General features: G+C 53.4%; 19 protein-coding genes. 17 read left to right on the top strand and 2 right to left on the bottom strand.

Annotation, left to right across the window (positions count from 1 at the left end; all coding sequences use genetic code 11):
* Positions 1-87 precede the first annotated feature (87 nt).
* The 3 genes from hpf (at position 88) to hprK (ending at position 1,995) form a co-directional block, all read left to right on the top strand.
* Positions 88-423, top strand: a complete 336-nt coding sequence (gene hpf / locus AC9UG7_RS07345; protein WP_509586115.1) for a ribosome hibernation-promoting factor, HPF/YfiA family — start codon at positions 88-90, stop codon at positions 421-423.
* Positions 424-558: 135 nt separating this feature from the next.
* Positions 559-1,026 (top strand): PTS sugar transporter subunit IIA, encoded by a 468-nt coding sequence (locus AC9UG7_RS07350; protein ID WP_509586117.1) that lies wholly within the window; start codon positions 559-561, stop codon positions 1,024-1,026.
* A 12-nt stretch (positions 1,027-1,038) separates the two neighbouring features.
* Positions 1,039-1,995, top strand: coding sequence for an HPr(Ser) kinase/phosphatase (hprK, locus tag AC9UG7_RS07355; RefSeq protein ID WP_509586119.1), 957 nt, complete (start codon positions 1,039-1,041; stop codon positions 1,993-1,995).
* Here hprK and fur read toward each other — a convergent pair whose 3' ends face one another.
* Entirely contained in the window at positions 1,996-2,424 is a 429-nt protein-coding gene (gene fur, locus AC9UG7_RS07360; RefSeq protein ID WP_509586121.1) for a ferric iron uptake transcriptional regulator, read from the bottom strand. It abuts the gene before it with no gap.
* Between the two features lie 80 nt (positions 2,425-2,504).
* Here fur and AC9UG7_RS07365 point away from each other — a divergent pair, with 80 nt between their 5' ends.
* From AC9UG7_RS07365 to AC9UG7_RS07420, 12 genes are all read left to right on the top strand, one after another.
* Positions 2,505-3,056 carry an outer membrane protein assembly factor BamE gene (locus AC9UG7_RS07365; RefSeq protein ID WP_509586123.1) on the top strand — a complete coding sequence of 184 codons (552 nt, stop codon included), beginning with the start codon at positions 2,505-2,507 and terminating at the stop codon, positions 3,054-3,056.
* Between the two features lie 10 nt (positions 3,057-3,066).
* Positions 3,067-3,909 (top strand): 4-hydroxy-tetrahydrodipicolinate reductase, encoded by an 843-nt coding sequence (gene dapB, locus AC9UG7_RS07370; RefSeq protein WP_509586125.1) that lies wholly within the window; start codon positions 3,067-3,069, stop codon positions 3,907-3,909.
* Positions 3,906-4,559 (top strand): MotA/TolQ/ExbB proton channel family protein, encoded by a 654-nt coding sequence (locus AC9UG7_RS07375; protein WP_509586127.1) that lies wholly within the window; start codon positions 3,906-3,908, stop codon positions 4,557-4,559. The genes dapB and AC9UG7_RS07375 overlap by 4 nt, the downstream gene beginning before the upstream one ends.
* A 9-nt stretch (positions 4,560-4,568) precedes the next feature.
* Positions 4,569-5,021, top strand: coding sequence for an ExbD/TolR family protein (locus AC9UG7_RS07380; protein WP_509586129.1), 453 nt, complete (start codon positions 4,569-4,571; stop codon positions 5,019-5,021).
* A 28-nt stretch (positions 5,022-5,049) separates the two neighbouring features.
* On the top strand, positions 5,050-7,890 hold the full coding sequence (locus AC9UG7_RS07385) for a leucine--tRNA ligase (RefSeq protein WP_509586131.1): 2,841 nt from the start codon (positions 5,050-5,052) through the stop codon (positions 7,888-7,890).
* A complete protein-coding gene (locus AC9UG7_RS07390) occupies positions 7,890-8,438 on the top strand; it encodes an LPS-assembly lipoprotein LptE (RefSeq protein WP_509586133.1) in 549 nt (182 codons plus the stop codon). The genes AC9UG7_RS07385 and AC9UG7_RS07390 overlap by 1 nt, the downstream gene beginning before the upstream one ends.
* Before the next feature lie 9 nt (positions 8,439-8,447).
* Positions 8,448-9,500 (top strand): DNA polymerase III subunit delta, encoded by a 1,053-nt coding sequence (holA, locus tag AC9UG7_RS07395; RefSeq protein WP_509586135.1) that lies wholly within the window; start codon positions 8,448-8,450, stop codon positions 9,498-9,500.
* A gap of 75 nt (positions 9,501-9,575) precedes the next feature.
* Positions 9,576-10,856: a glutamate-5-semialdehyde dehydrogenase gene (locus tag AC9UG7_RS07400; protein ID WP_509586137.1), complete on the top strand. Its 1,281-nt coding sequence runs from the start codon at positions 9,576-9,578 to the stop codon at positions 10,854-10,856.
* A 263-nt stretch (positions 10,857-11,119) separates the two neighbouring features.
* Positions 11,120-12,415: a glutamate--cysteine ligase gene (gene gshA / locus AC9UG7_RS07405; protein WP_509586139.1), complete on the top strand. Its 1,296-nt coding sequence runs from the start codon at positions 11,120-11,122 to the stop codon at positions 12,413-12,415.
* Positions 12,416-12,502: 87 nt separating this feature from the next.
* On the top strand, positions 12,503-14,389 hold the full coding sequence (locus tag AC9UG7_RS07410) for a potassium transporter Kup (RefSeq protein ID WP_509586141.1): 1,887 nt from the start codon (positions 12,503-12,505) through the stop codon (positions 14,387-14,389).
* A gap of 43 nt (positions 14,390-14,432) precedes the next feature.
* Positions 14,433-15,380, top strand: coding sequence for a glutathione synthase (gene gshB / locus AC9UG7_RS07415; RefSeq protein ID WP_509586143.1), 948 nt, complete (start codon positions 14,433-14,435; stop codon positions 15,378-15,380).
* 40 nt (positions 15,381-15,420) lie between these two features.
* Positions 15,421-16,632 (top strand): FAD-binding domain-containing protein, encoded by a 1,212-nt coding sequence (locus tag AC9UG7_RS07420; RefSeq protein WP_509586145.1) that lies wholly within the window; start codon positions 15,421-15,423, stop codon positions 16,630-16,632.
* A 5-nt stretch (positions 16,633-16,637) separates the two neighbouring features.
* On the opposite strand, the gene AC9UG7_RS07425 is transcribed toward AC9UG7_RS07420, so the two are convergent.
* The gene (locus tag AC9UG7_RS07425; protein ID WP_509586147.1) at positions 16,638-18,845 is read right to left on the bottom strand and encodes a malate synthase G; all 2,208 of its coding nucleotides are present in this window, start codon (positions 18,843-18,845) and stop codon (positions 16,638-16,640) included.
* A gap of 71 nt (positions 18,846-18,916) precedes the next feature.
* Between AC9UG7_RS07425 and AC9UG7_RS07430 the strand changes: the two genes are divergently transcribed.
* Both AC9UG7_RS07430 and argS read left to right on the top strand, forming a co-directional pair.
* Positions 18,917-19,558 carry an outer membrane protein gene (locus AC9UG7_RS07430; RefSeq protein WP_509586149.1) on the top strand — a complete coding sequence of 214 codons (642 nt, stop codon included), beginning with the start codon at positions 18,917-18,919 and terminating at the stop codon, positions 19,556-19,558.
* Positions 19,559-19,567: 9 nt separating this feature from the next.
* Positions 19,568-21,265 (top strand): arginine--tRNA ligase, encoded by a 1,698-nt coding sequence (argS, locus tag AC9UG7_RS07435; protein WP_509586151.1) that lies wholly within the window; start codon positions 19,568-19,570, stop codon positions 21,263-21,265.
* Positions 21,266-21,270: the final 5 nt, after the last annotated feature.

Raw genomic sequence — 21,270 nt, forward strand, 5'->3', positions numbered from 1 at the left:
CAACAAGGTGCATAGTGGCGAAGACCTGTCACCGTTCAGGCATGTTGCCTGGGCGATTGCGCACAGGTATTTGTTTGGAGGCTTGGTATGAATTTAACGATCAGCGGTCATCATCTTGAAGTCACCCCAGCATTGCGAGGTTACGTCACCCAAAAATTAGACCGCATCATGCGTCACTTTGACCAAGTGGTCGATGTGCGCGTCTTGCTATCTGTAGAAAAGCAAAAAGAAAAAGAAGGTCGTCAGCGTGCAGAATGCAATATTCATGTCAAGGGCAACGATTTGTTTGCTGAAAGCGCCAGCCAAGACCTGTATGCAGCTGTCGATGACTTGGTTGACAAACTGGACCGGCAAGTCGTGCGACACAAAGACCGCATCCAAAATCACCAGCACCCCAGCATCAAAAGGGATATGTTGAATTGAAATTCAGTGTGTTGTGTGAAAACCGCCTGTCTGACAGGCGGTTTTTTTCATGAATCTTCTTTTTATTTAATCTAAAAGTAATAAATATTTACCCTAGCTTGACATTGAATCTAGGTGCATAATCAGCCCCCAATCATGAACAGACTCGCTGCCATTTTGCCCCCTGCCCAAGCGATTGTGCAGGTAGACGCCACCAGTAAAAAACGTGCTTTTGAGGAAGCCGGTTTGCTGTTTGAAAACCTGCACGGTCTTAACCGCGCCATGGTTGCAGACAGTTTGTTTGCCCGCGAACGACTGGGGTCTACCGGCTTAGGTTACGGCGTGGCCATTCCGCATGGACGTATCAAGGGCATGAAATATCCCCTGGCGGCGGTTTTTCTGTTGGCAGACCCGATTGGGTTTGATGCACCCGATGAAAAGCCTGTGTCTTTGATGATTTTTTTGTTGGTGCCAGAAGCTTCCACCCAAAAGCACCTTGAAATTTTGTCGGAAATTGCTGAAATGCTGAGTGACAACGGTTTGCGTGACCAGTTGAAGCAAAGCCAAAATGCCGCCGAACTCCACCAGTTGATATCCAACTGGCGATCTGTGCAAACTGTTTAATTTGCTTTCACTTTGAAACCTACCGCTGTCAGCGCAGACGTATTGTTTGAAGACTTTCGTCAGAAGCTGGATTGGCAATGGGTGGCCAGTCAAGATGCCACCGAGCGGCATTTCGATGAAGTCGCAGTGCGCATGGCACGCTCTGGCGCTGACTTGGTGGGTTACCTCAATTACATCCATCCTTACCGCTTACAGGTTTTGGGCGAGCGGGAAATCAATTATCTAACCCACGAAGACCCACTGATAGCTGAGCGTCGTATATCGCGCATTGTGACCTTGGTGCCGCCTGTGCTGGTCGTGGCAGACGCGCAGACGCCTACCGAGTCCTTGCTCACAATGTGTGAGCAGGCGCAAATCCCCATGTTTGTCACTGCAGAATCTGCAGCCTTTGTGATTGACTTGTTGCGCGCATACCTTTCCAAGCATTTTGCCGACCGCACCACATTGCACGGTGTGTTCATGGATATTCTTGGGATGGGGGTGATGATCACTGGCGAATCAGGCTTGGGCAAAAGCGAACTGGGGCTGGAATTGATTTCGCGCGGCCATGGGCTGGTGGCAGACGACGCGGTGGACTTGTACCGCATCAACCAAACGACGCTGGAAGGCCGTTGTCCGGCTTTGCTGCAAAACTTGCTTGAGGTGCGTGGCATCGGACTGTTGGATATCCAGGCGATCTTTGGCGAAACAGCCGTGCGCCGCAAAATGCGTTTGAAGCTGATTGTTCATCTGGTGCGCAAGGAAACGTTGGAGCGAGATTACGACCGCTTACCGCATGAACCTCTGACCGAGATGGTGCTGGGCATTGCCGTGCGCAAAGTGGTGATTCAGGTGGTGGCAGGTCGCAATATTGCGGTGCTGGTTGAAGCCGCTGTGAGGAATACGATTTTGCAGTTGCGCGGCATCGATACCTACGAAAAATTTGTGGGCCGCCACCGCGAAGCCATGCTGTCCAACCAGATCGATTGATCAGGCGTTTTTATGCGGGCAAGGGTTACGCTTGCAATGTGCGTACAAGCTCAATGCATGGTCGGATATTTCAAATCCTTTGGCGTGGGCAATGTCGTGCTGGCGTTTTTCAATTTCAGCATCAAAAAATTCTTCCACCCTGCCGCAATCCAGACAAACCAAGTGGTCATGATGCTGGCCTTCATTGAGCTCATAGACCGCTTTGCCACTTTCAAACTGACTGCGTGTCAGCAAGCCGGCTTGCTCAAATTGCATCAATACCCGGTAAATGGTGGCCAGTCCAATGTCGGCACGTTCATTGAGCACCAAGCGGTACACGTCCTCGGCGCTCATGTGTCGTTGCCCGCTTTTCTGGAACAACTCCAAAACAGTGATGCGGGGCAGTGTGGCTTTTAAACCCGTATTTTTTAAATCACCTTTAGACTGCATATGACCTTTCGCAACCAGGGAGAGGGAGAGTCATGACCCATCGTTACAATGGATTAATCATAGCCTGCTTATTCCCTACCATGACTCCCATGCATCCTCCACTGGCGCGCAGCTGCGGTCTGATCCTGCTGTCGTCGTTACTGACAGCCTGTGCCTTGGTGGACGACCCAGTCGCCCGAGCGATGCGTAAAGTCACGCCCTACCGCATCGAAGTTGTGCAGGGTAATTTTGTCTCCAAAGAGCAGTTGCAGGTATTGCGACCAGGCATGACCCGTTTGCAAGTCAAAGAAATTTTAGGCACACCCTTAATCACCAGTGTGTTTCATGCCGATCGCTGGGACTATGCATTCACCATACGGCGCAAAGGTACACAACCGCAGCAGCGCAAGTTATCGGTATTTTTTCAAAATGATATGTTCCTGAAAGCAGAGTCTGAAGAATTACCCAGTGAATCTGAATTTGCCGAGCGCATTTCGGTACCCGAGGAACTTCAAAAACCACCACGTTTGCAAGCCACGCAGCAAGAACTTGACAAGTTTCGTCAATCCTCTTCCCCCTCCACACCTGTAGAGCCTGTGGACAACAACACGCAGCGCAAGCAGTACCCGCCGCTGGAATCCCCCGTCAGATAATTTGAAAGCTATGAGCAACCCTTCAGACAGCCCTATTTGCCAAATCGCCATCGCAGGTGCCAGCGGGCGCATGGGCCGAATGTTGATTGAGGCTGTGATACATGCCGAGGACACGCAGCTTTGCGGGGCATTGGACGTTGTTGGTAACTTGCATCTGGGCACCGATGCGGCTGCATTTCTTGGCAAGCCGGTGGGCGTGCAAATCACTGCCGATATAGATGCGGGCTTGCAAAATGCACAGGTGTTGATCGATTTCACGCGCCCTGAGGGCACTATGCAGCATGTGGCGGCATGTCGTCGGCTTGGAGTGCACATGGTGATCGGCACAACAGGCTTCACTGAAGCGCAAAAGGCTGAGATCAAAGCTGCCGGTCAAGATATTGCCATCGTCATGGCGCCCAATATGAGCGTGGGCGTGAACGTGACACTCAAGCTGCTGGAAATGGCTGCGAAAGCTTTAAGTGAGGGTTACGACATTGAAATCATAGAAGCTCACCACAAGCACAAAGTCGATGCGCCTTCTGGCACCGCGTTGAAAATGGGTGAAGTCATCGCCGAGGCACAAGGGCGCGCCTTGAAAGACTGTGCAGTCTATGAGCGCTATGGTCACACCGGTGAACGCGTTGCCGGCAGCATCGGCTTTTCCACCATCCGTGGTGGTGACATCGTGGGGGACCACACGGTGATGTTTGCCACTGAAGGCGAACGCATAGAAATCACCCACAAATCGGCCAGTCGCAGTACCTATGCCCAAGGCAGTTTGCGTGCGGCACGTTTTTTGGCACATCAGCGCAGTGGCTTGTTTGATATGTTTGATGTGCTTGGGTTGAATCAGCAGGGTCGCGCCGCGTGAGCTTGATAGACACGCTGTCGCAAGCAGATGGCTTGAGTCGTGCGGTCACGTTGTTATTGCTGTGTATGTCTGTGGCCAGTTGGGTGATTATTCTTTACAAAAGTTGGCTGTTGCAATCGGCCGTCAAGGACTTGGCTGTTTGCAAAGGACTTTTTTGGCAGGCAACGGATTGGAGCCAAGCGCATGCGCAGTGGTTACAAGCAGATCGCCAGGCCATGTTTGTGCCTTTGTTGCAAGCGATCAGCTTGGCGCCAAGTAACGGACTGGCCTCACAGCCTATGCTGCAAGACCAACTGACTCGCTCTTTGCGCGAAGCCTTGCAAGCAGTTCGCACCCGTTTGCAATGGGGCCAAGATGTGTTGGCGACCGTTGGTGCCACAGCGCCATTTGTGGGTTTACTGGGGACGGTCTGGGGTATTTTTCATGCGCTCACCAACCTGTCGGTAGCTGGGCAATACACCTTGGACAAGGTGGCACAGCCAGTCGGTGAGGCGCTAGTCATGACAGCCGCTGGTTTGGCTGTCGCCATACCTGCGGTGATAGCCTATAACCTGATGGGGCGACGCTTGGCACGCATAGACGCCGAACTCGAAGGCTTGGCCTACGACTTGCGGGCATTGGCGCCCAGCGTCACTGTCAAGCTAGGATGAGAGGCAAGCATGGCCTTTGGTGAATTTGAACCACGCCAAAACCATACGCCCATGGGTGACATCAATGTCACGCCCTTGGTAGACGTGATGTTGGTGCTGTTGGTCATTTTCATCATTGCAGCGCCGTTGATGACCAGCGGCTTACACATGGAGTTACCACAGGTTGATGTACCGCCGACTTCTGTCAAGACCACACAACTCAACGTCGCGCTCGACAGCACCGGTGAATTGACTGTCGATAGTCAGCCATTGCAAATCAACCAATTGGCGGCTGCTTTGAGCTTGCGCGCCCAAGCAGCCCAGGCCAGCGAGGTGCAACTCAGCATTGATAAAAACGTGCCCTACGGCAAGGTGGCAGAAGTGATGGCTGAAATACAAAAATCCGATCTGCACAGTGTGTCTATGGCGGTGCTGTCCGCAGCGCCTAAAATGCAGTCCAACTCCCCGACTGTGCGCAATTGAGCGCGCACGGGGTTTCTTATTGAACCCCATGCCATCTCATTCCCACCCATCCGAACCCGTCAGTGGCGAAACCGCTCACACCGATTACCAAGCATCAGCGATTGAAAAGGCCGTGCAAGCTGCCTGGACGCGTGCAGACGTTTACCGTGTGACTGAAGACAAGTCGCGACCCAAGTACTACGCTTGTTCCATGCTGCCTTACCCCAGCGGGAAGCTGCACATGGGTCATGTGCGTAACTACACCATCAACGACATGCTTACCCGACATTTGCGCATGAAGGGCTTCAATGTACTCATGCCTATGGGCTGGGACGCGTTCGGTTTACCTGCAGAAAACGCTGCGCTGAAAAATGGTGTGCCGCCAGCCAAATGGACCTACGAAAACATCGCCTACATGAAGCAGCAAATGCAGGCCATGGGGCTGGCCATTGACTGGTCGCGCGAAGTCGCCACTTGCGATGCCAGTTACTACCGATGGAACCAGTGGTTATTTTTGAAGATGCTGGACAAAGGCATCGCCTACCGCAAGACCCAAGTGGTGAACTGGGACCCAGTGGACCAGACCGTGCTGGCCAACGAGCAAGTCATTGATGGCAAAGGCTGGCGCACAGGCGCGGTGGTTGAAAAGCGCGAGATCCCCGGCTACTACCTGAAGATCACCGACTATGCACAAGAGCTGCTCGACCATGTGCAAATCGGCAACCCCAAGGCCACCTTGAATGGCTGGCCGGACAAAGTGCGGTTGATGCAAGAGAACTGGATTGGCAAATCTGAGGGCGTACGTTTTGCGTTTACCCATGAGATTCGGGATGCTGCGGGTCAATTGATCCAAGACGGCCGCATGTATGTGTTCACCACGCGCGCCGACACCATCATGGGTGTGACGTTTTGTGCGGTCGCACCCGAGCACCCACTGGCGTTGTATGCGGCCGCGACCCAACCCGCCCTGGCGGCATTCATCGAAGAATGCAAAGCTGGTGGCACCACCGAGGCGGAACTGGCATTGAAGGACAAGGTCGGCATGGACACCGGTTTACAGGTGACGCATCCGTTGACGGGTGAGCAAGTGGCGGTATGGGTGGGCAACTATGTGTTGATGAGTTACGGCGATGGCGCGGTCATGGGTGTGCCAGCGCACGATGAGCGGGATTTTGCGTTTGCGTTGAAGTACGGGTTGGTGATTAAGCAGGTAGTCAGTGTTGGTGCCGCTGACATGACGGTATTGCGTTCGGATGGTGGTGCCGCTGCGGGGACTGCCCCCAGCGTACCCGCTATCGCTCATCAAGTGAAGGCTGCAGCATCGTTCGATAACCAAGTATGGAAAGACTGGTACGCCACCAAAGACGGCGTATGCCTCAACTCCGGCGTGCTTGATGGACTGCATTTCAAAGACGCGGTCAATAAAGTGTCCGCGCTAATCGCGGCGAAAAACCTGGGCGAGAAAAAAACCACCTGGCGTTTGCGCGACTGGGGTGTGAGCCGTCAGCGTTACTGGGGTACACCGATTCCCATCATCCACTGCGACGAGCATGGCGCGGTGCCCGTGCCGGAAAAAGACCTGCCAGTGGTGCTGCCGCAAGACTGTATACCCGACGGTTCCGGCAACCCATTGCACAAGCACCCAGGCTTTCACCAAGGTGTGGTTTGTCCAACCTGCGGTAAACCGGCACGGCGTGAAACCGACACCATGGACACCTTTGTCGATTCGAGTTGGTACTACATGCGTTATTGCGACCCGACGAATACCGACAAGATGGTGGCAGATGGCAGTGATTACTGGATGCGTCAAGAAGGAGTGGCTAGCGGCGGCAGCGGTATGGATCAGTACATCGGCGGCATCGAACACGCTATTTTGCATTTGTTGTACGCACGTTTCTGGACCAAGGTGATGCGTGATTTGGGTTTGGTGAAAGTGGACGAACCGTTCACCAAGCTGCTGACCCAAGGCATGGTGCTCAACCATATTTACTCGCGCAAAGGCGAAAAAGGTGGTGTTGAATATTTCTGGCCACACGAAGTCCAGGACCAGTATGACGCGACCGGTAAAGTGATTGGCGCGGTTTTGAAAGAAGCCAAAGGACATTTACCGGCTGGCACTGCCATCGTCTATGAAGGCGTGGGTACCATGAGCAAAAGCAAGAACAATGGCGTGGACCCGCAAGACCTGATCGAGCGCTACGGCGCTGACACGGCGCGTTTGTACACCATGTTCACTGCACCTCCCGAGGCTACGCTGGAGTGGAATGATTCGGCTGTGGAGGGCAGTTACCGTTTTTTGCGTCGGGTATGGAATTTTGCGCACAAGCACCGTGCAACTATTGCCCAAGGTATGGGGGTCGACAGAAGTCACCCTGTGGAATTCAGCAAACCTGCCAAGGCCTTGCGACTAGATATTCACAGCGTGCTCAAGCAGGCGAATTACGACTACGAGCGCATGCAATACAACACGGTTGTTTCTGCGGTGATGAAAATGCTCAACACCTTAGAAGATGCTGTGTTGAGCGACAGCGCGGAAGACTGCGCCGCATTGGCTGAATGCGTTTCTATTTTGCTTCGCGTGCTCTATCCGGTGTGTCCGCATATCAGCTATCACTTGTGGGGCGACTTAGGTTATGCGGCTTGTTGCGGTGATTTATTGGACGTGAGCTGGGCTGGCGTGGACGACAGCGCACTGGTGCGCGACGAGATCGAACTCATGCTGCAAGTCAACGGTAAATTGCGCGGCTCGCTGCAGGTCAGTGCACAAGCAGACAAAGCGGCCATCGAGCAGGCGGCGCTTGCAAGCGAAGCCTTTCAAAAACAGGCGCAGGGGGCCGCGGTGAAAAAAATCATCATTGTTCCCGGCCGACTCGTCAATCTGGTGGTCTGATGTCACAACCAACTGCTGATCAAAAGACGACTCGCCGCACGTGGCTTCATCGAAGCTTTCAAGCTGGCGCCGTTGTCATCAGCGCTGCATTATTGACGGCATGTGGTTTTGAGTTGCGAAAAGCCCCCGAGCTACCTTTCAAAACCATGTACACCAACTTTGCCGAGGCGTCGGTATTTGGGCAATTGCTCAGGCGCAATCTCAAAGCCTTGGACAACATCGAAGTCATCATGGATGTGCGAGACATAGAACGTGCCGATGTGATTCTTGAAATTCTTGAAGAATTGCAGGAAAAAGTGATTCTCTCTCGCACCGCTACCGGCACTGTCAGAGAGTACACGCTGCGTTTAAGGGTTCGCTTCAAATTAAGAACCCGTGATGGTTTTGATTTGATACCCGCCGCGGACCTGGTGCAAGAACGTGAAATCAGCTTTAATGAAACCGCCGCTTTATCTAAGGAAGCTGAAGAGCAATTGCTGTACCGTGATATGCGTGCTGACTTGGTCCAGCAAATGATTCGCCGGCTGGCCGCCGCGCGCATGCCCTGAGCCCTGTTCATGCAAATCGCTGCTGCACGTCTTTCCGACCAACTTCACAAAGGCGTGCGCAGTCTTTACACCTTGCATAGTGATGAGCCTTTGCTGCTGCAAGAAGCGGCTGATTTAATCAGACTGACTGCGCGCAACCAGGGGTATACCGAGCGCCATGTATTCACTGTCATCGGTGCTCATTTTGATTGGGCAGAGGTGCAGGCCGCCGGTGCTTCTATGAGCTTGTTTGCCGACAAGTTGATATTGGATTTGCGTATTCCTTCTGGCAAACCCGGCAAAGAAGGCAGCATCGCTTTGCAGCAATTGGCGCAAAGCGTGGCAGACAACGACGCGGTGCTGTTATTGGTGTCATTACCAAGGCTGGATAAAACGGCTAAGAGCAGTGGTTGGTTCTTGGCATTGGAGGCCCATGGCGCGACGGTTCAACTCGATCCAGTCCATCGTGCCGACTTGCCCGCTTGGATTGCCCAGCGTTTGGCTCAACAGCAGCAGCGTGTGCGTGAAGGCGAAGAAGGCCAGCGCAGTTTGCAGTTTTTTGCTGATCGGGTTGAGGGCAATTTATTGGCCGCTCACCAAGAAATTCAAAAACTGGGCCTGCTGTACCCGCAAGGCGAATTGGCTTTGGAGCAGATAGAGCGCGCGGTCTTGAATGTGGCTCGTTACGATGTGTTCAAGTTGGGCGAGGCGGTGCTGGCCGGACAACATGGGCGGGTGCAGCGCATGATGGATGGCCTGCAGGCTGAGGGCGTGTCTGAGGTGCTGGTGCACTACACCTTGGCCGAAGATATTCGCAGCTTAAAGCGCGTCAAGGATGCAGTCGCTGCTGGCCGACCGTTGCCTCAGGTTTTGCGCGAGCAAAGAGTATGGGGGCTCAAGGAGCGATTGTTTGAGCGCGTTTTACCGCATATCTCTACGACCTCGCTTGATCGTTTGCTACAAAGTGCGCATCAGGTCGACGGCATTGTCAAAGGCATGAAACTGCCTGCTTGGCCCACAGACAACTGGCAAGCCTTATTGCGACTGGCATTGATGTTGAGCAAGGCATGTAACGCTCGCTGATTGTTTTTTCCGCTGATGCAAGGCTGTTTGCAAATCAATATTTGCACCTGTTGCTATCTCTGCCAAAATCTGAACATGAACGCACACACTATTTCCGATCTGATGTTGGTTATGGGTCAACAGGCCAAGCAAGCCAGCGCCAACATGGCCAAAGCCACAGCAGCCAGCAAAAGCGATGCATTACGCGAGCTCGCGCGTTTGTTGCGTGATGACACCCAGGCCTTGGTGGCCGCCAACCAAGAAGATTTACAGCGAGCCCAAGCCAACGGTTTGGACGGCCCCATGTTGGACAGGCTGAAACTCACGCCTGCTATTTTGGAAACCTGCGCTATCGGCTGCGAGCAATTGGCGGTCATGCCTGACATCATCGGCAGCATCTCCGGCATGACCCAACAACCTAGCGGCATTCGCGTGGGCCAGATGCGCGTGCCCATAGGCGTGTTCGGCATGATTTTCGAGAGCCGACCCAATGTCACCATTGAGGCTGCTTCGCTGGCCATCAAGAGTGGCAATGCCTGTATTTTGCGCGGCGGCTCAGAAGCATTGGCGTCCAACACGGCGTTGGCGCAACGTGTTCAACAGGCTTTACATAACGCCGGTTTGCCGCGCGATGCGGTGCAACTGGTGCCGACCACGGACCGTGAAGCTGTGGGCCATTTGATCGCTATGCCAGATTTTGTCGATGTCATCATTCCGCGCGGCGGCAAGGGTTTGATCGAGCGCATCAGCCGTGATGCCAAGGTACCTGTCATCAAACACTTGGACGGCAATTGCCACACTTATATCGACGATCCCTGCGATCTAGAGACGGCCATCAAGGTCACCGACAACGCCAAAACACAAAAGTACAGTCCCTGCAACGCCACCGAAAGTTTGTTGGTGGCGCGTGGTGTGGCGGCGGCATTTTTGCCGCGCATAGGACACATATTCGCCGACAAAGGGGTGGAGATGCGCTGCTGCCCCGAGAGCAAAGCCTTGCTTGTCGATGTCAAGGGCGCAGTGGTGAAAGATGCGCTTGAGCAAGATTGGTTCGAGGAATACCTTGCCCCCGTCATCAGCATCAAGGTGGTCAAAGATGTTGATGCCGCCATTGCGCACATCAACCACTACAGTAGCCACCACACGGATGCCATCCTCACGCTCAACCACGTCAACGGTCAGCGCTTTGTGCGCGAAGTCGATTCAGCCAGTGTGATGATCAACACCAGCACGCGGTTTGCCGATGGTTTTGAATATGGTCTGGGTGCTGAGATTGGTATTTCCACCGATAAATTTCACGCACGCGGCCCGGTGGGCATCGAGGGCTTGACCTCGCTGAAGTTTGTGGTGTTGGGGATGGGGGAAGTCAGGAGCTGAGCGTTGCTATTGCTGGCGATAGCGTGGCAATCAAAAGCAAAAACGCTAGGCAAGCGTTTCCCGTCATCATTAAGCCTGTCGCGCGCAGGCCCAATTAAAAGTCTGGTTTAGAAAATGAAACCCCCGTACCGTATAGCTTAGGCAAAGCTTGAAGACTATGGTTTGACACACAGTTACTTGTTTTGTATGCCTGTCACAAGCCCTTCGCTTGAAACTGTCAAAATCCCCCCCACCTCTTACACACACACGAGACAACAAGCCCCATGGGTCCCCACCTCATTACCGCACTGACCGGCCCCATCAACGAGCTCGAGCAGCGCATCATCGATTCCATGCCGGCTATCGAGCGCTGGTTTCGCTTGGAATGGATGGAGCACACACCGCCTTTTTATTCATCGGTCGATATCCGCAACGCAGGCTTCAAGCTCGCACCGGTAGACACCAACTTGTACCCCGGCGGCTGGAACAACCTCACACCCGAGATGCTGCCACTGGCAGTGCAAGCCGCCATGGCAGCGATAGAAAAAATCTGCCCCGAAGCCCGCAACCTGTTGCTAATACCCGAGAACCACACACGCAACACGTTTTACCTGAGCAATGTCGCGCAACTTGCGCGCATCTTCAATATGGCCGGACTGAATGTACGCATCGGCTCTATCAATCCCGACATCAAAGAAAATACATCCTTTGAACTGCCCAATGGTGACAGCCTGATGCTCGAACCCATCATCCGCAGTAAAACCAGACTGGGTTTGAAAGACTTTGACCCGTGTACGATTTTGTTGAATAACGATTTAAGCGCAGGTATCCCAGGTATCCTTGAAGACCTCCACGAGCAATACCTGCTGCCACCTTTGCATGCTGGTTGGTGTGTGCGACGTAAAAGTGTGCACTTTGCCAATTACGAGGAAGTGGCCAAACGATTTGGCAAAATGATAGGCATAGACCCTTGGCTGATCAATCCCATGTTCAGCCAATGTGGCGAGGTCAATTTTGCAGAAGGTGAAGGCATGGAATGCCTGACCACCAATGTCGACGCGCTGCTCACCAAAATCCGTCGCAAATACAAGGAATTTGGCATCCACGAAAAACCGTTTGTCATTGTCAAAGCCGACAACGGTACCTATGGCATGGGCATCATGACCGTGCGCGATGTCAAAGACCTGGAGGTGCTTAACCGCAAAACCCGCAACAAAATGAGCGTGGTCAAAGACGGTCAAGAGGTCAACCAGGTCATCATTCAAGAGGGCGTGCAGACCAACGAGCGCATCAATGACGCGGTGGCTGAGCCGGTGGTCTACATGATGGACCGCTATGTCGTCGGCGGTTTTTACCGGGTGCATGCTGAACGCGGCATTGATGAAAACCTGAACGCCCCCGGCTCCAGTTTCGTTCCTTTGGCATTTGAGCAAAGCGCTCACACACCACAGCCAGGCATGAAACCCGGAGCCAGTGCGCCTAACCGCTTTTACATGTATGGGGTGATTGCCCGTCTGGCCATGCTGGCCGCCAGTTATGAACTGGAAGCCACCGACCCGGACGCCGAGGTGTACGAGTAAAAAATAACTCGTTTGCTGCGTTGCAAAATCGTTAAACTTTGTGCTTCCTAGATTACCGGTAGGGCGGCAAATGTCGCTCGATGTTTTATGAGCGAAGCGATCAGCCAAGACCACCAGCAATCTTCGTTGGCTGGTTTGACATTGGGTGCCATTGGGGTGGTTTACGGGGACATCGGTACCAGCGTGCTGTACTCCGTCAAAGAAGTGTTTGGCTCAGGCCACGTGGCATTTACCCCAGATAACGTTTACGGCATTTTGTCCATCTTTTTTTGGACGTTGACTTTCATTGTTTCCCTCAAGTATGTAACGCTGGTGCTGCGCGCCGACAACAATGGCGAGGGCGGTCTGGTGGCCATGCTGGCCTTGGCATCTTCCTCGGTGCGAGATAAACCGCGCTTGCGCAGCGTGTTGCTGGTAGTGGGTATTTTTGGCACTTGCTTGTTTTATGGCGACGGTGTGATCACCCCGGCTATTTCCGTGCTATCGGCCGTAGAGGGTTTGGAAGTCGTTTCCCCCACGTTTAAAAAAGCCGTTATACCTTTGACCTTGCTGATTTTGTTATGTTTGTTTGCCGTACAAAAACGCGGTACAGGCGGCATAGGCAAGTTCTTTGGTCCTATCACCATGGTTTGGTTTGCTGCAATCGCGGTGCTGGGGCTCTACCACATCGTTGGGCACCCAGAGATTTTGTGGGCCATCAGCCCGCATTACGCTGTCTTGTTCATTTGGAACCAACCGTTCACAGCGTTCATCATTTTAGGTGCCGTGGTCTTGTGCGTGACAGGTGGAGAAGCGCTGTATGCGGACATGGGACACTTCGGTAAACAACCGATTCGTCTGGCTTGGTTTGCCATCGTCATGCCTTGCCTGACGCTGAATTATTTTGGACAGGGGGCTTTGTTGTTGAGTGACCCGGGCGCGGTGGACAACCCGTTTTTCAATATGGCACCCGATTGGGCATTGATTCCATTGGTGGTGTTAGCAACTGCCGCCACCGTGATCGCCTCTCAGGCCTTGATCACCGGCGCTTTCAGTGTGACCAAGCAAGTCATTCAACTCGGCTTTTTGCCTCGCTTGCAAATTTTGCACACCAGCGCCAAAGACACTGGGCAGATTTACATGCCACTGGTGAATTGGGGCTTGTTTGTGGTCATTGTGCTGGCGGTGGTGATGTTTAAAACATCTAGCAACCTAGCTGCAGCCTATGGCATTGCAGTTTGTACAGACATGTTGATTACCACTGTACTGACATTTTTCGTTATCCGTTATGCGTGGAAATACCCCTTGTGGTTGTGCATTGCGGCGACATCAGTGTTCTTCTTGGTCGACCTGGCTTTTTGGAGTTCCAATTTGTTGAAACTGGCCGACGGCGGCTGGTTTCCCTTGTTCATCGGCGGATTGATATTGACGTTGATGCTGACATGGCGAGACGGGCGCTCGTTGCTTCACCACAAGACACGTGATGAATCGATGGGTCTGGCGTCATTTTTAGAAGCCTTGTTCTTGGCGCCACCTACCAGGGTGGAAGGCACCGCTGTATTTTTGACGTCTGAGGACGGCATAGTTCCCAACGCCATGCTGCACAACCTGAAACACAACAAGGTCTTGCATGCGCAAAACCTGTTTGTCACGGTACGTAACCATGAAATACCTTGGGTGGTGAATGACAAACGCGTTGAAGTCGCCGATTTGGGTAACAGTTGCTGGCAAGTCATCGTCCATTACGGTTTCATGGATGACCCGGATGTGCCGTTTGCGCTGTCCTTGATGCGCGGACAGGTTGGCGAGATCAACGCCATGAACACCAGTTACTTTTTGTCGCGTGACAGCATTGTGCCGACCGTTGGCGGCGGTATGTCGCAGTGGCGCGAGAAATTGTTTGCACAGATGTACCTCAATGCCAGCGCTGCTGCAGACTTTTTGAATTTACCCAGCAATTCGGTGGTGGAGATGGGTAGCAAAATAGAAATCTGAACCCGGATTAGGTGACCGATCCGTTCGCTGTTACCCTAGCGCCATGAACATATTGTTTGTTTGCGATCCTGTGGCTTCTTTTCATATCGAAAAGGACAGCACCTTCACCATGATGCGCGAAGCCCAACTGCGCGGGCATACGGTCTGGGTTTGCGGTACCGATGCGCTGTTTTGGCAAAGCGGTGGGCTGGTCAGTGCTCGCATGCATCAGTTGAAATTGACTGGCCGTTGCGTGGATTGGTTCACTGTCACTGCTGAAGCGAACCGAAGTTTATGCAGCCTAGACGCTATCGTCATGCGCAAAGACCCACCATTTGACAATGAGTATTTTTATGCCACCCATTTATTGAGCCAGGCTGAACGCGAAGGTGCGCGTGTGTTCAACAGTCCGCAGGCACTTCGTGAGCATCCTGAGAAGTTGTCATTGATGGAATTTGCGGCTTTTGCCCCGCCTACACTGGTCACGCGCGACGCCAAAGCCATTCGCGAATTTCATGCATTGCACCATGACATCATCTTGAAGCCATTGGACGGCATGGGCGGTATGGGTATTTTTCGGGTCAAGGCCGATGGTTTGAATTTGGGCAGCATCATCGAAACCTTGAACCACAACGGCGCTGTCAGTGTGATGGTGCAAACGTTTTTGCCTGAAATCACACAAGGGGATAAGCGTGTTCTCGTGATTGACGGAGAAGCGGTTCCTTTTGCGCTGGCAAGAATTCCGCAGGGCAATGAAGTGCGCGGTAACTTGGCCGCCGGCGGCAAAGGCGTGGCCAAGCCCTTGAGCGTGCGTGACAGGCAAATCGCCGAGGCGCTCGGACCGGTGCTGGCCGCGCGCGGTTTGTTGCTGGTGGGTCTGGATATCATCGGAGACAGTTTGACCGAAATCAACGTCACCAGTCCCACCTGCTTCAGAGAAATCACTGACCAAACCGGCTTTGATGTACCCGCCATGTTCATGACTGCACTCGAGCGTCGTCTGGCCGATTAATATAGTTCACAATGACCATGCACACCACCTATTTCGAGTGATGAAGGTCTTTATAGAACAAAGTTTATTTGAGCCTTATGCGTACGCTGCCAAAGAGCGGTTAGACGCTGTCAGGCCTTTTGAATATGCACAGACGCGCAACCATGTACAAGGCGCTGTCAGTATGCTGTCCCCTTATCTGACCCACGGCATATTAAGCGTTCCTGAGGTGGCTGATTACATGTATCAGGTGCATCGCATGGGGGCACAACATAAGTTTATTTACGAGTTGGCTTGGCGCGAATATTTTCAGCATGTGCATGAAATGTTGGGCGATGCGATACACAACAATTTGCACCCAGGCGTATTGCCTGAAGATGCCTACAGCTTGGACCTGCCGGCCGATGTTCGCAGTGGTGCCAGTGGTATTCCTGTGATCGACCAAGCGGTGAGACAGTTGTATTTCAACGGTTATGTACATAACCACGCTCGTTTATGGCTGGCCAGTTATCTCGTGCACATACGCAAAGTGCATTGGCGCGTCGGTGCCGATTGGATGTACAGCCATTTGCTGGATGGTGATGTCGCTAGCAATGACTTGAGTTGGCAATGGGTGGCAGGCACCGCCAGCAGCAAACCCTATTTATTCAATGCAGACAATGTGAGTGTCAATGCACCAGAAATGTGGCACAGCAAAAACACGGTGATCGATCAGGAAAAAGACATCATCGACATGATTGCACGCAGCCGTGCCACATTCACACAAACAGCCCAAGCGTTTGCACGCATTGACGAACCAGAGCTACTCAGCCGACCACCAGCAGAATTCGATTTGTTACCAGCAGGCATCGCGGCGGATAAGTTGATCGGCCGCCATGTCTGGTGGATACACCCTTGGTCATTGACCGATAAGCCGCCTCTCGATGCGCCGGCAGATGTCATGCGTGTGGCTGCCTGTTGGTACGAATGGACGCAAGACAGACCGTGGAGCATGGCCCGATGGAAGTTTGTTGCCAAGGGCATGCATCAACTGGCATCACACTGCTGGTTTGAAGATGCCACACGTTTGGCTGAGATATTAAGCAAAGCCAAAGCTGTGCATGTCTGGGACCACCGCAGCTTGCCCGATTGGCCTGGCGTGCCTTGGGTAAGGCACAGCGCACCTCGCTTGTGGCCGGCGCAGCCAGAGCACTGCGCATCATTTTCAAATTGGTGGAGCAAGGTCAATCGCTACCGCTTGACCTTGCCACAGTTGTTGCGGCGAGTGGTTTGACCGAATCAGACCGCCGCTTTGACTTTCAATCGCCAAGCATGCAATAGCGGTTCTGTATAACCGCTGGGTTGGGTCATGCCGTGGAACACCAAATCGGTGGCTGCCAAATAGGCTTTGGAGGTGGTGAAGTGAGCGGCCATGGGTTGGTACAAGGGGTCGCCGGCATTTTGCTTGTCGACCACCGCCGCCATGCGCTCAAAGGTAGCGCGAACTTGCGCTTCGCTGACCACGCCATGCTTGAGCCAGTTGGCGATATGTTGGCTGGAAATGCGCAGCGTGGCGCGGTCCTCCATCAAGCCGACATTGTGGATATCGGGCACTTTGGAGCAGCCCACCCCTTGGTCGACCCAGCGCACCACATAGCCCAGAATACCTTGGACGTTGTTGTCCAGTTCTTGCTGTTTGTCAGCCTCGCTCCAATCGGCTTTGGCAACGACGGGCACGGTCAACAAGTCTTTCAATAAAGCAGCGTGTTGTTTATCAGCGTCGATCTTTTCAAGTTCCTTTTGCACGTCACTCACCAGCAGTTGGTGGTAGTGCATGGCGTGCAACGTCGCTGCCGTTGGGCTGGGCACCCAGGCGGTGTTGGCACCGGCTTTAGGATGCGCGATTTTTTGCTCCATCATGGCTTTCATCAAATCGGGCATGGCCCACATGCCTTTGCCGATTTGCGCTTTGCCGCGCAGGCCGCATGACAAGCCGACCAACACATTGTTTTTCTCGTAGGCGGCGATCCACGCGCTGCTCTTCATATCGCCTTTGCGCAGCATGGGACCGGCGTGCATGGCGGTGTGCATTTCGTCGCCGGTGCGGTCTAAGAAACCGGTGTTGATGAACGCCACGCGGCTGGCTGCAGCAGCGATACAGGCTTTGAGGTTGACGCTGGTGCGGCGCTCTTCGTCCATGATGCCGAGCTTGACGGTGCTGTCGGGCAAACCCAGAATCTGCTCAACTCGGCCAAACAATTCAGACGCAAAAGCCACTTCAGCAGGCCCGTGCATTTTGGGTTTGACGATATAGACCGAGCCAGTGCGTGAATTGCGGATGCCGTTGGCACCATGGCCTTGTAAATCATGCAAAGCAATCGCGGTGGTGACCATGGCGTCCATGATGCCCTCAGGAATTTCATGTGTGAGGCCATCGGCACCGTCAAACAGAATGGCTGGATTCGTCATCAAATGGCCAACGTTTCGTAAAAACAGCAGCGAGCGCCCGTGTAGTTTCACCTCGGCGTTGCCCTTGGGTGAGTGGTACACCCGGTCGGGGTTGAGGCCGCGTTTGAAGCTGTGGCCGCCTTTGGTGACATCTTCTGTCAGCGTGCCTTTCAAAATGCCTAACCAGTTGCTGTAGGCCAGCAGTTTGTCCTCGGCATCCACGGCGGCGACGGAATCTTCCAGGTCCAAAATGGTGGAGAGTGCGGCTTCGACCACCAAGTCGCTCACGCCTGCCGGATCGGTGGCTCCAATCGGGCTTTTCGGATTGATTTGTATATCCAAGTGCAAGCCGTTGTGAACCAACAGCACGGACGAGGGGTGGGCTGCATCGCCTTGGTAGCCAACCAATTGTGTGGGGTCTGACAACGCAGAGGTTTTGCCGCCTTTCAAAGACACCACCAAAGCGCCTTTGACCACGGCATAGCCGGTGGAGTCGATGTGTGAGCCCTTTTTCAAAGGCACGGTGCGGTCCAGCACATAGCGGGCGTATTCAATGACTTTGGCGCCGCGTTTGTCGTTGTAGCCCGGGCCTTTGGCACAGCCGTTGTCTTCAGATATGACGTCAGTGCCGTACAAAGCGTCATACAGTGAACCCCAGCGTGCGTTGGCGGCGTTCAAGGCATAGCGGGCGTTCAAAATCGGCACCACCAATTGCGGGCCTGCCTGCACAGCCAATTCAGCATCCACATGAGATGTGGTGGCTTTGGCTTTGGCGGGTACCGGCACGAGGTAGCCGATACCGTGCAAAAACGCCTGATAAGCCTTCATGTCAGCCACCGGGCCAGGATGGGATTGATGCCATTGGTCTAACTCGGTTTGTAGCCGGTCGCGTTCGCTCAGCAGAGCAGCATTTTTCGGCGCCAAGTCTTGCACCAGTTGGTCAAACCCCTTCCAAAAAGTGACACTGGATACACCCGTGCCTGGCAGTACTTGTTGGTCAATAAAGTGATACAAGGAGGAGGCCACATGGAGTTTGTAAAGTGATGTGCGCTGAGTCATTCAAGGCTTTCTGATGGGAAAAATGGAAGGTCGGGGTTTTCACCGATAATTTTGTATTTTAGGAGTTCGTTGTGCAATTTTTCAAACTTGTTGTCACAGCACTGACCATCGGTGCTTGTTCGCTGGCGTTAGCTGAGTCTGAGTTCGGCATTTTTGGCGGCGCTCAAAGCTCCCCTCACTCAGACGTTGTCAACACCAAAGCCAACACCACCTTTTATACCGGTTGGAAAGCGCAATCATTTACCTTTCCTATTTATGCCGGATGGCGTTATACCCGTTGGTTAGACGACGATTGGGCTTATGCGGTCAATTACGCCCACACCAAAGCTATCTCAACCGATCAGGGCAGCTCAAGTGACAAGACTGGCTATACAACGCTCGAATTCACTGACGGCGCCAACCCCATCACGGTGATTGCTATGCGCAGGTTTTCATACAGGGACATCAAACCTTATGTCGGCGCAGGATTGGGTATTTCTGCGCCCCACGTGGAAGTTCAATGGACCGGCAGCAGCAAAACATTTGGCTACCAGTACGGCGGCCCGGTTGCGACTGTGCTCGCAGGCTTTAGCTACCCTTACAGCGACAAATGGAGTGTGTTCACCGACTTCCAGATGCACTACATGAAAATGAACGTGGCGATTGACGGCGGCCGTCTCAAAACCAATCTGATTACCAATGCATTGAACGTTGGAGTCAGCTACCGCTTCTGACCGGCCTATATGCAACAGGTTCAGCAAGATCTGCTGGCAGCGCTGACCACTGCCTTGGAAACTTTGTCGCCCGGGAGTGGCGATAAGGCCCGTTTTGAAACGCCTAAAGTGGCTTCGCATGGAGACTGGGCCGTCACTGCCGCCATGCAATTGGCGAAACCTTTGGGTCGCCATCCGCGCGAACTCGGCGAGCAATTACGCAGCACTTTGTTGGCGTCTACAGCGGGACAACGCTGGGTCTCAGCCATCGAGCTTGCCGGGCCAGGTTTCTTGAATTTGCGCCTCAAGCCTGAAGCCAAGCAGCAGGTGGTGGTTGAAGTGTTGCGTGCCCAGGCGCTTTACGGTGTTCAAGCAAAGCACGGACAAAAATTACTGGTTGAGTTTGTTTCTGCGAACCCGACCGGACCCTTGCACGTCGGTCATGGCAGACAGGCCGCATTGGGTGACGCGATTTGCAATTTGTTTGAAACCCAAGGCTGGTCGGTGCACCGCGAGTTTTATTACAACGACGCTGGCGTACAAATTCAAACCCTGGCCATTTCTACGCAGTGCCGTGCCAAGGGCATCAAGCCCGGGGATCCGCAATGGCCAGAAAACGCCTACAACGGTGAGTACATTGCCGACATTGCGCAAGACTTCTTGGCCAAGAAAACCGTCACTGCAGATGACCGCAGCTTCACTGCCAGTGCCGATATCAACGACATAGACAACATCCGCGACTTTGCGGTGGCGTATTTGCGCCGTGAACAAGACCTGGATTTGAAGGCCTTTGTTGTCAAGTTTGACCACTATTACCTCGAGTCCAGTTTGTATAGCGATGGTCGTGTAGAGGCTGCGGTGGCGAGTTTGCAGGCCTCTGGCCACACCTATGAACAAGACGGCGCCTTGTGGTTGCGCTCTACCGATTTCGGTGACGATAAAGACCGCGTGATGCGCAAGTCCGACGGCAGTTACACCTATTTTGTGCCTGATGTGGCTTATCATTTAGCCAAGTGGGAGCGCGGTTTCACCAAAGTGATCAACATCCAGGGCACCGACCACCACGGCACGATTGCACGGGTACGCGCTGGCTTGCAGGCCGCTTCAGTGCAACAGCAATTGCATATTCCTCAAGGCTACCCAGACTATTTATTGCACACCATGGTGCGCGTCATGCGCGCCGGCGAGGAAGTCAAAATCTCCAAGCGAGCAGGAAGTTATGTGACCTTGCGCGACTTGATCGAGTGGACCAGCAAGGACGCGGTGCGTTTCTTTTTGCTCAGCCGCAAAGCAGACACCGATTATGTGTTCGACGTAGATTTGGCGCGCGCCAAAAACAATGAAAATCCGGTGTACTACGTGCAATACGCACACGCTCGCATTTGTTCGATTTTGAGCACTTGGCAAACGCAATCACAGATGCCGCTTGAAGGTTTGTGTAACGTCGACCTCACGCCGCTTAACAGCCCACCGGCACAGGCACTGATGATGTTGCTCGCGCGTTATCCGCAGACACTGACACAGGCTTGCGCAGACATGGCGCCGCATGATTTGACGTTTTATCTGCGTGACTTGGCCGCCTGTTATCACAGCTATTACGATGCAGAGCGCATACTGGTGGAGGACGTCAACACCAGAGACGCCAGAGTGGCTTTGGTCAAAGCCACCGCACAGGTTTTGTCAAACGGATTGAATCTGCTGGGTGTGGATGCACCGATCAGCATGTAAAGGTA

Origin of the sequence: Limnohabitans sp., assembly GCF_046052765.1 — a bacterium.
Taxonomy (GTDB): Bacteria; Pseudomonadota; Gammaproteobacteria; order Burkholderiales; family Burkholderiaceae_C; genus Limnohabitans.

Coding starts and splice junctions, on each gene's coding strand:
- AC9UG7_RS07390 (WP_509586133.1), top strand. CDS start 7,890: ATGTCACAACCAACTGCTGATCAAAAGACGACTCGCCGCACGTGGCTT.
- argS (WP_509586151.1), top strand. CDS start 19,568: ATGCAACAGGTTCAGCAAGATCTGCTGGCAGCGCTGACCACTGCCTTG.
- fur (WP_509586121.1), bottom strand. CDS start 2,424: ATGCAGTCTAAAGGTGATTTAAAAAATACGGGTTTAAAAGCCACACTG.
- gshA (WP_509586139.1), top strand. CDS start 11,120: ATGGGTCCCCACCTCATTACCGCACTGACCGGCCCCATCAACGAGCTC.
- AC9UG7_RS07425 (WP_509586147.1), bottom strand. CDS start 18,845: ATGACTCAGCGCACATCACTTTACAAACTCCATGTGGCCTCCTCCTTG.
- AC9UG7_RS07420 (WP_509586145.1), top strand. CDS start 15,421: ATGAAGGTCTTTATAGAACAAAGTTTATTTGAGCCTTATGCGTACGCT.
- AC9UG7_RS07350 (WP_509586117.1), top strand. CDS start 559: ATGAACAGACTCGCTGCCATTTTGCCCCCTGCCCAAGCGATTGTGCAG.
- AC9UG7_RS07400 (WP_509586137.1), top strand. CDS start 9,576: ATGAACGCACACACTATTTCCGATCTGATGTTGGTTATGGGTCAACAG.
- AC9UG7_RS07385 (WP_509586131.1), top strand. CDS start 5,050: ATGCCATCTCATTCCCACCCATCCGAACCCGTCAGTGGCGAAACCGCT.
- AC9UG7_RS07365 (WP_509586123.1), top strand. CDS start 2,505: ATGACTCCCATGCATCCTCCACTGGCGCGCAGCTGCGGTCTGATCCTG.
- holA (WP_509586135.1), top strand. CDS start 8,448: ATGCAAATCGCTGCTGCACGTCTTTCCGACCAACTTCACAAAGGCGTG.
- AC9UG7_RS07410 (WP_509586141.1), top strand. CDS start 12,503: ATGAGCGAAGCGATCAGCCAAGACCACCAGCAATCTTCGTTGGCTGGT.
- dapB (WP_509586125.1), top strand. CDS start 3,067: ATGAGCAACCCTTCAGACAGCCCTATTTGCCAAATCGCCATCGCAGGT.
- hpf (WP_509586115.1), top strand. CDS start 88: ATGAATTTAACGATCAGCGGTCATCATCTTGAAGTCACCCCAGCATTG.
- gshB (WP_509586143.1), top strand. CDS start 14,433: ATGAACATATTGTTTGTTTGCGATCCTGTGGCTTCTTTTCATATCGAA.
- AC9UG7_RS07380 (WP_509586129.1), top strand. CDS start 4,569: ATGGCCTTTGGTGAATTTGAACCACGCCAAAACCATACGCCCATGGGT.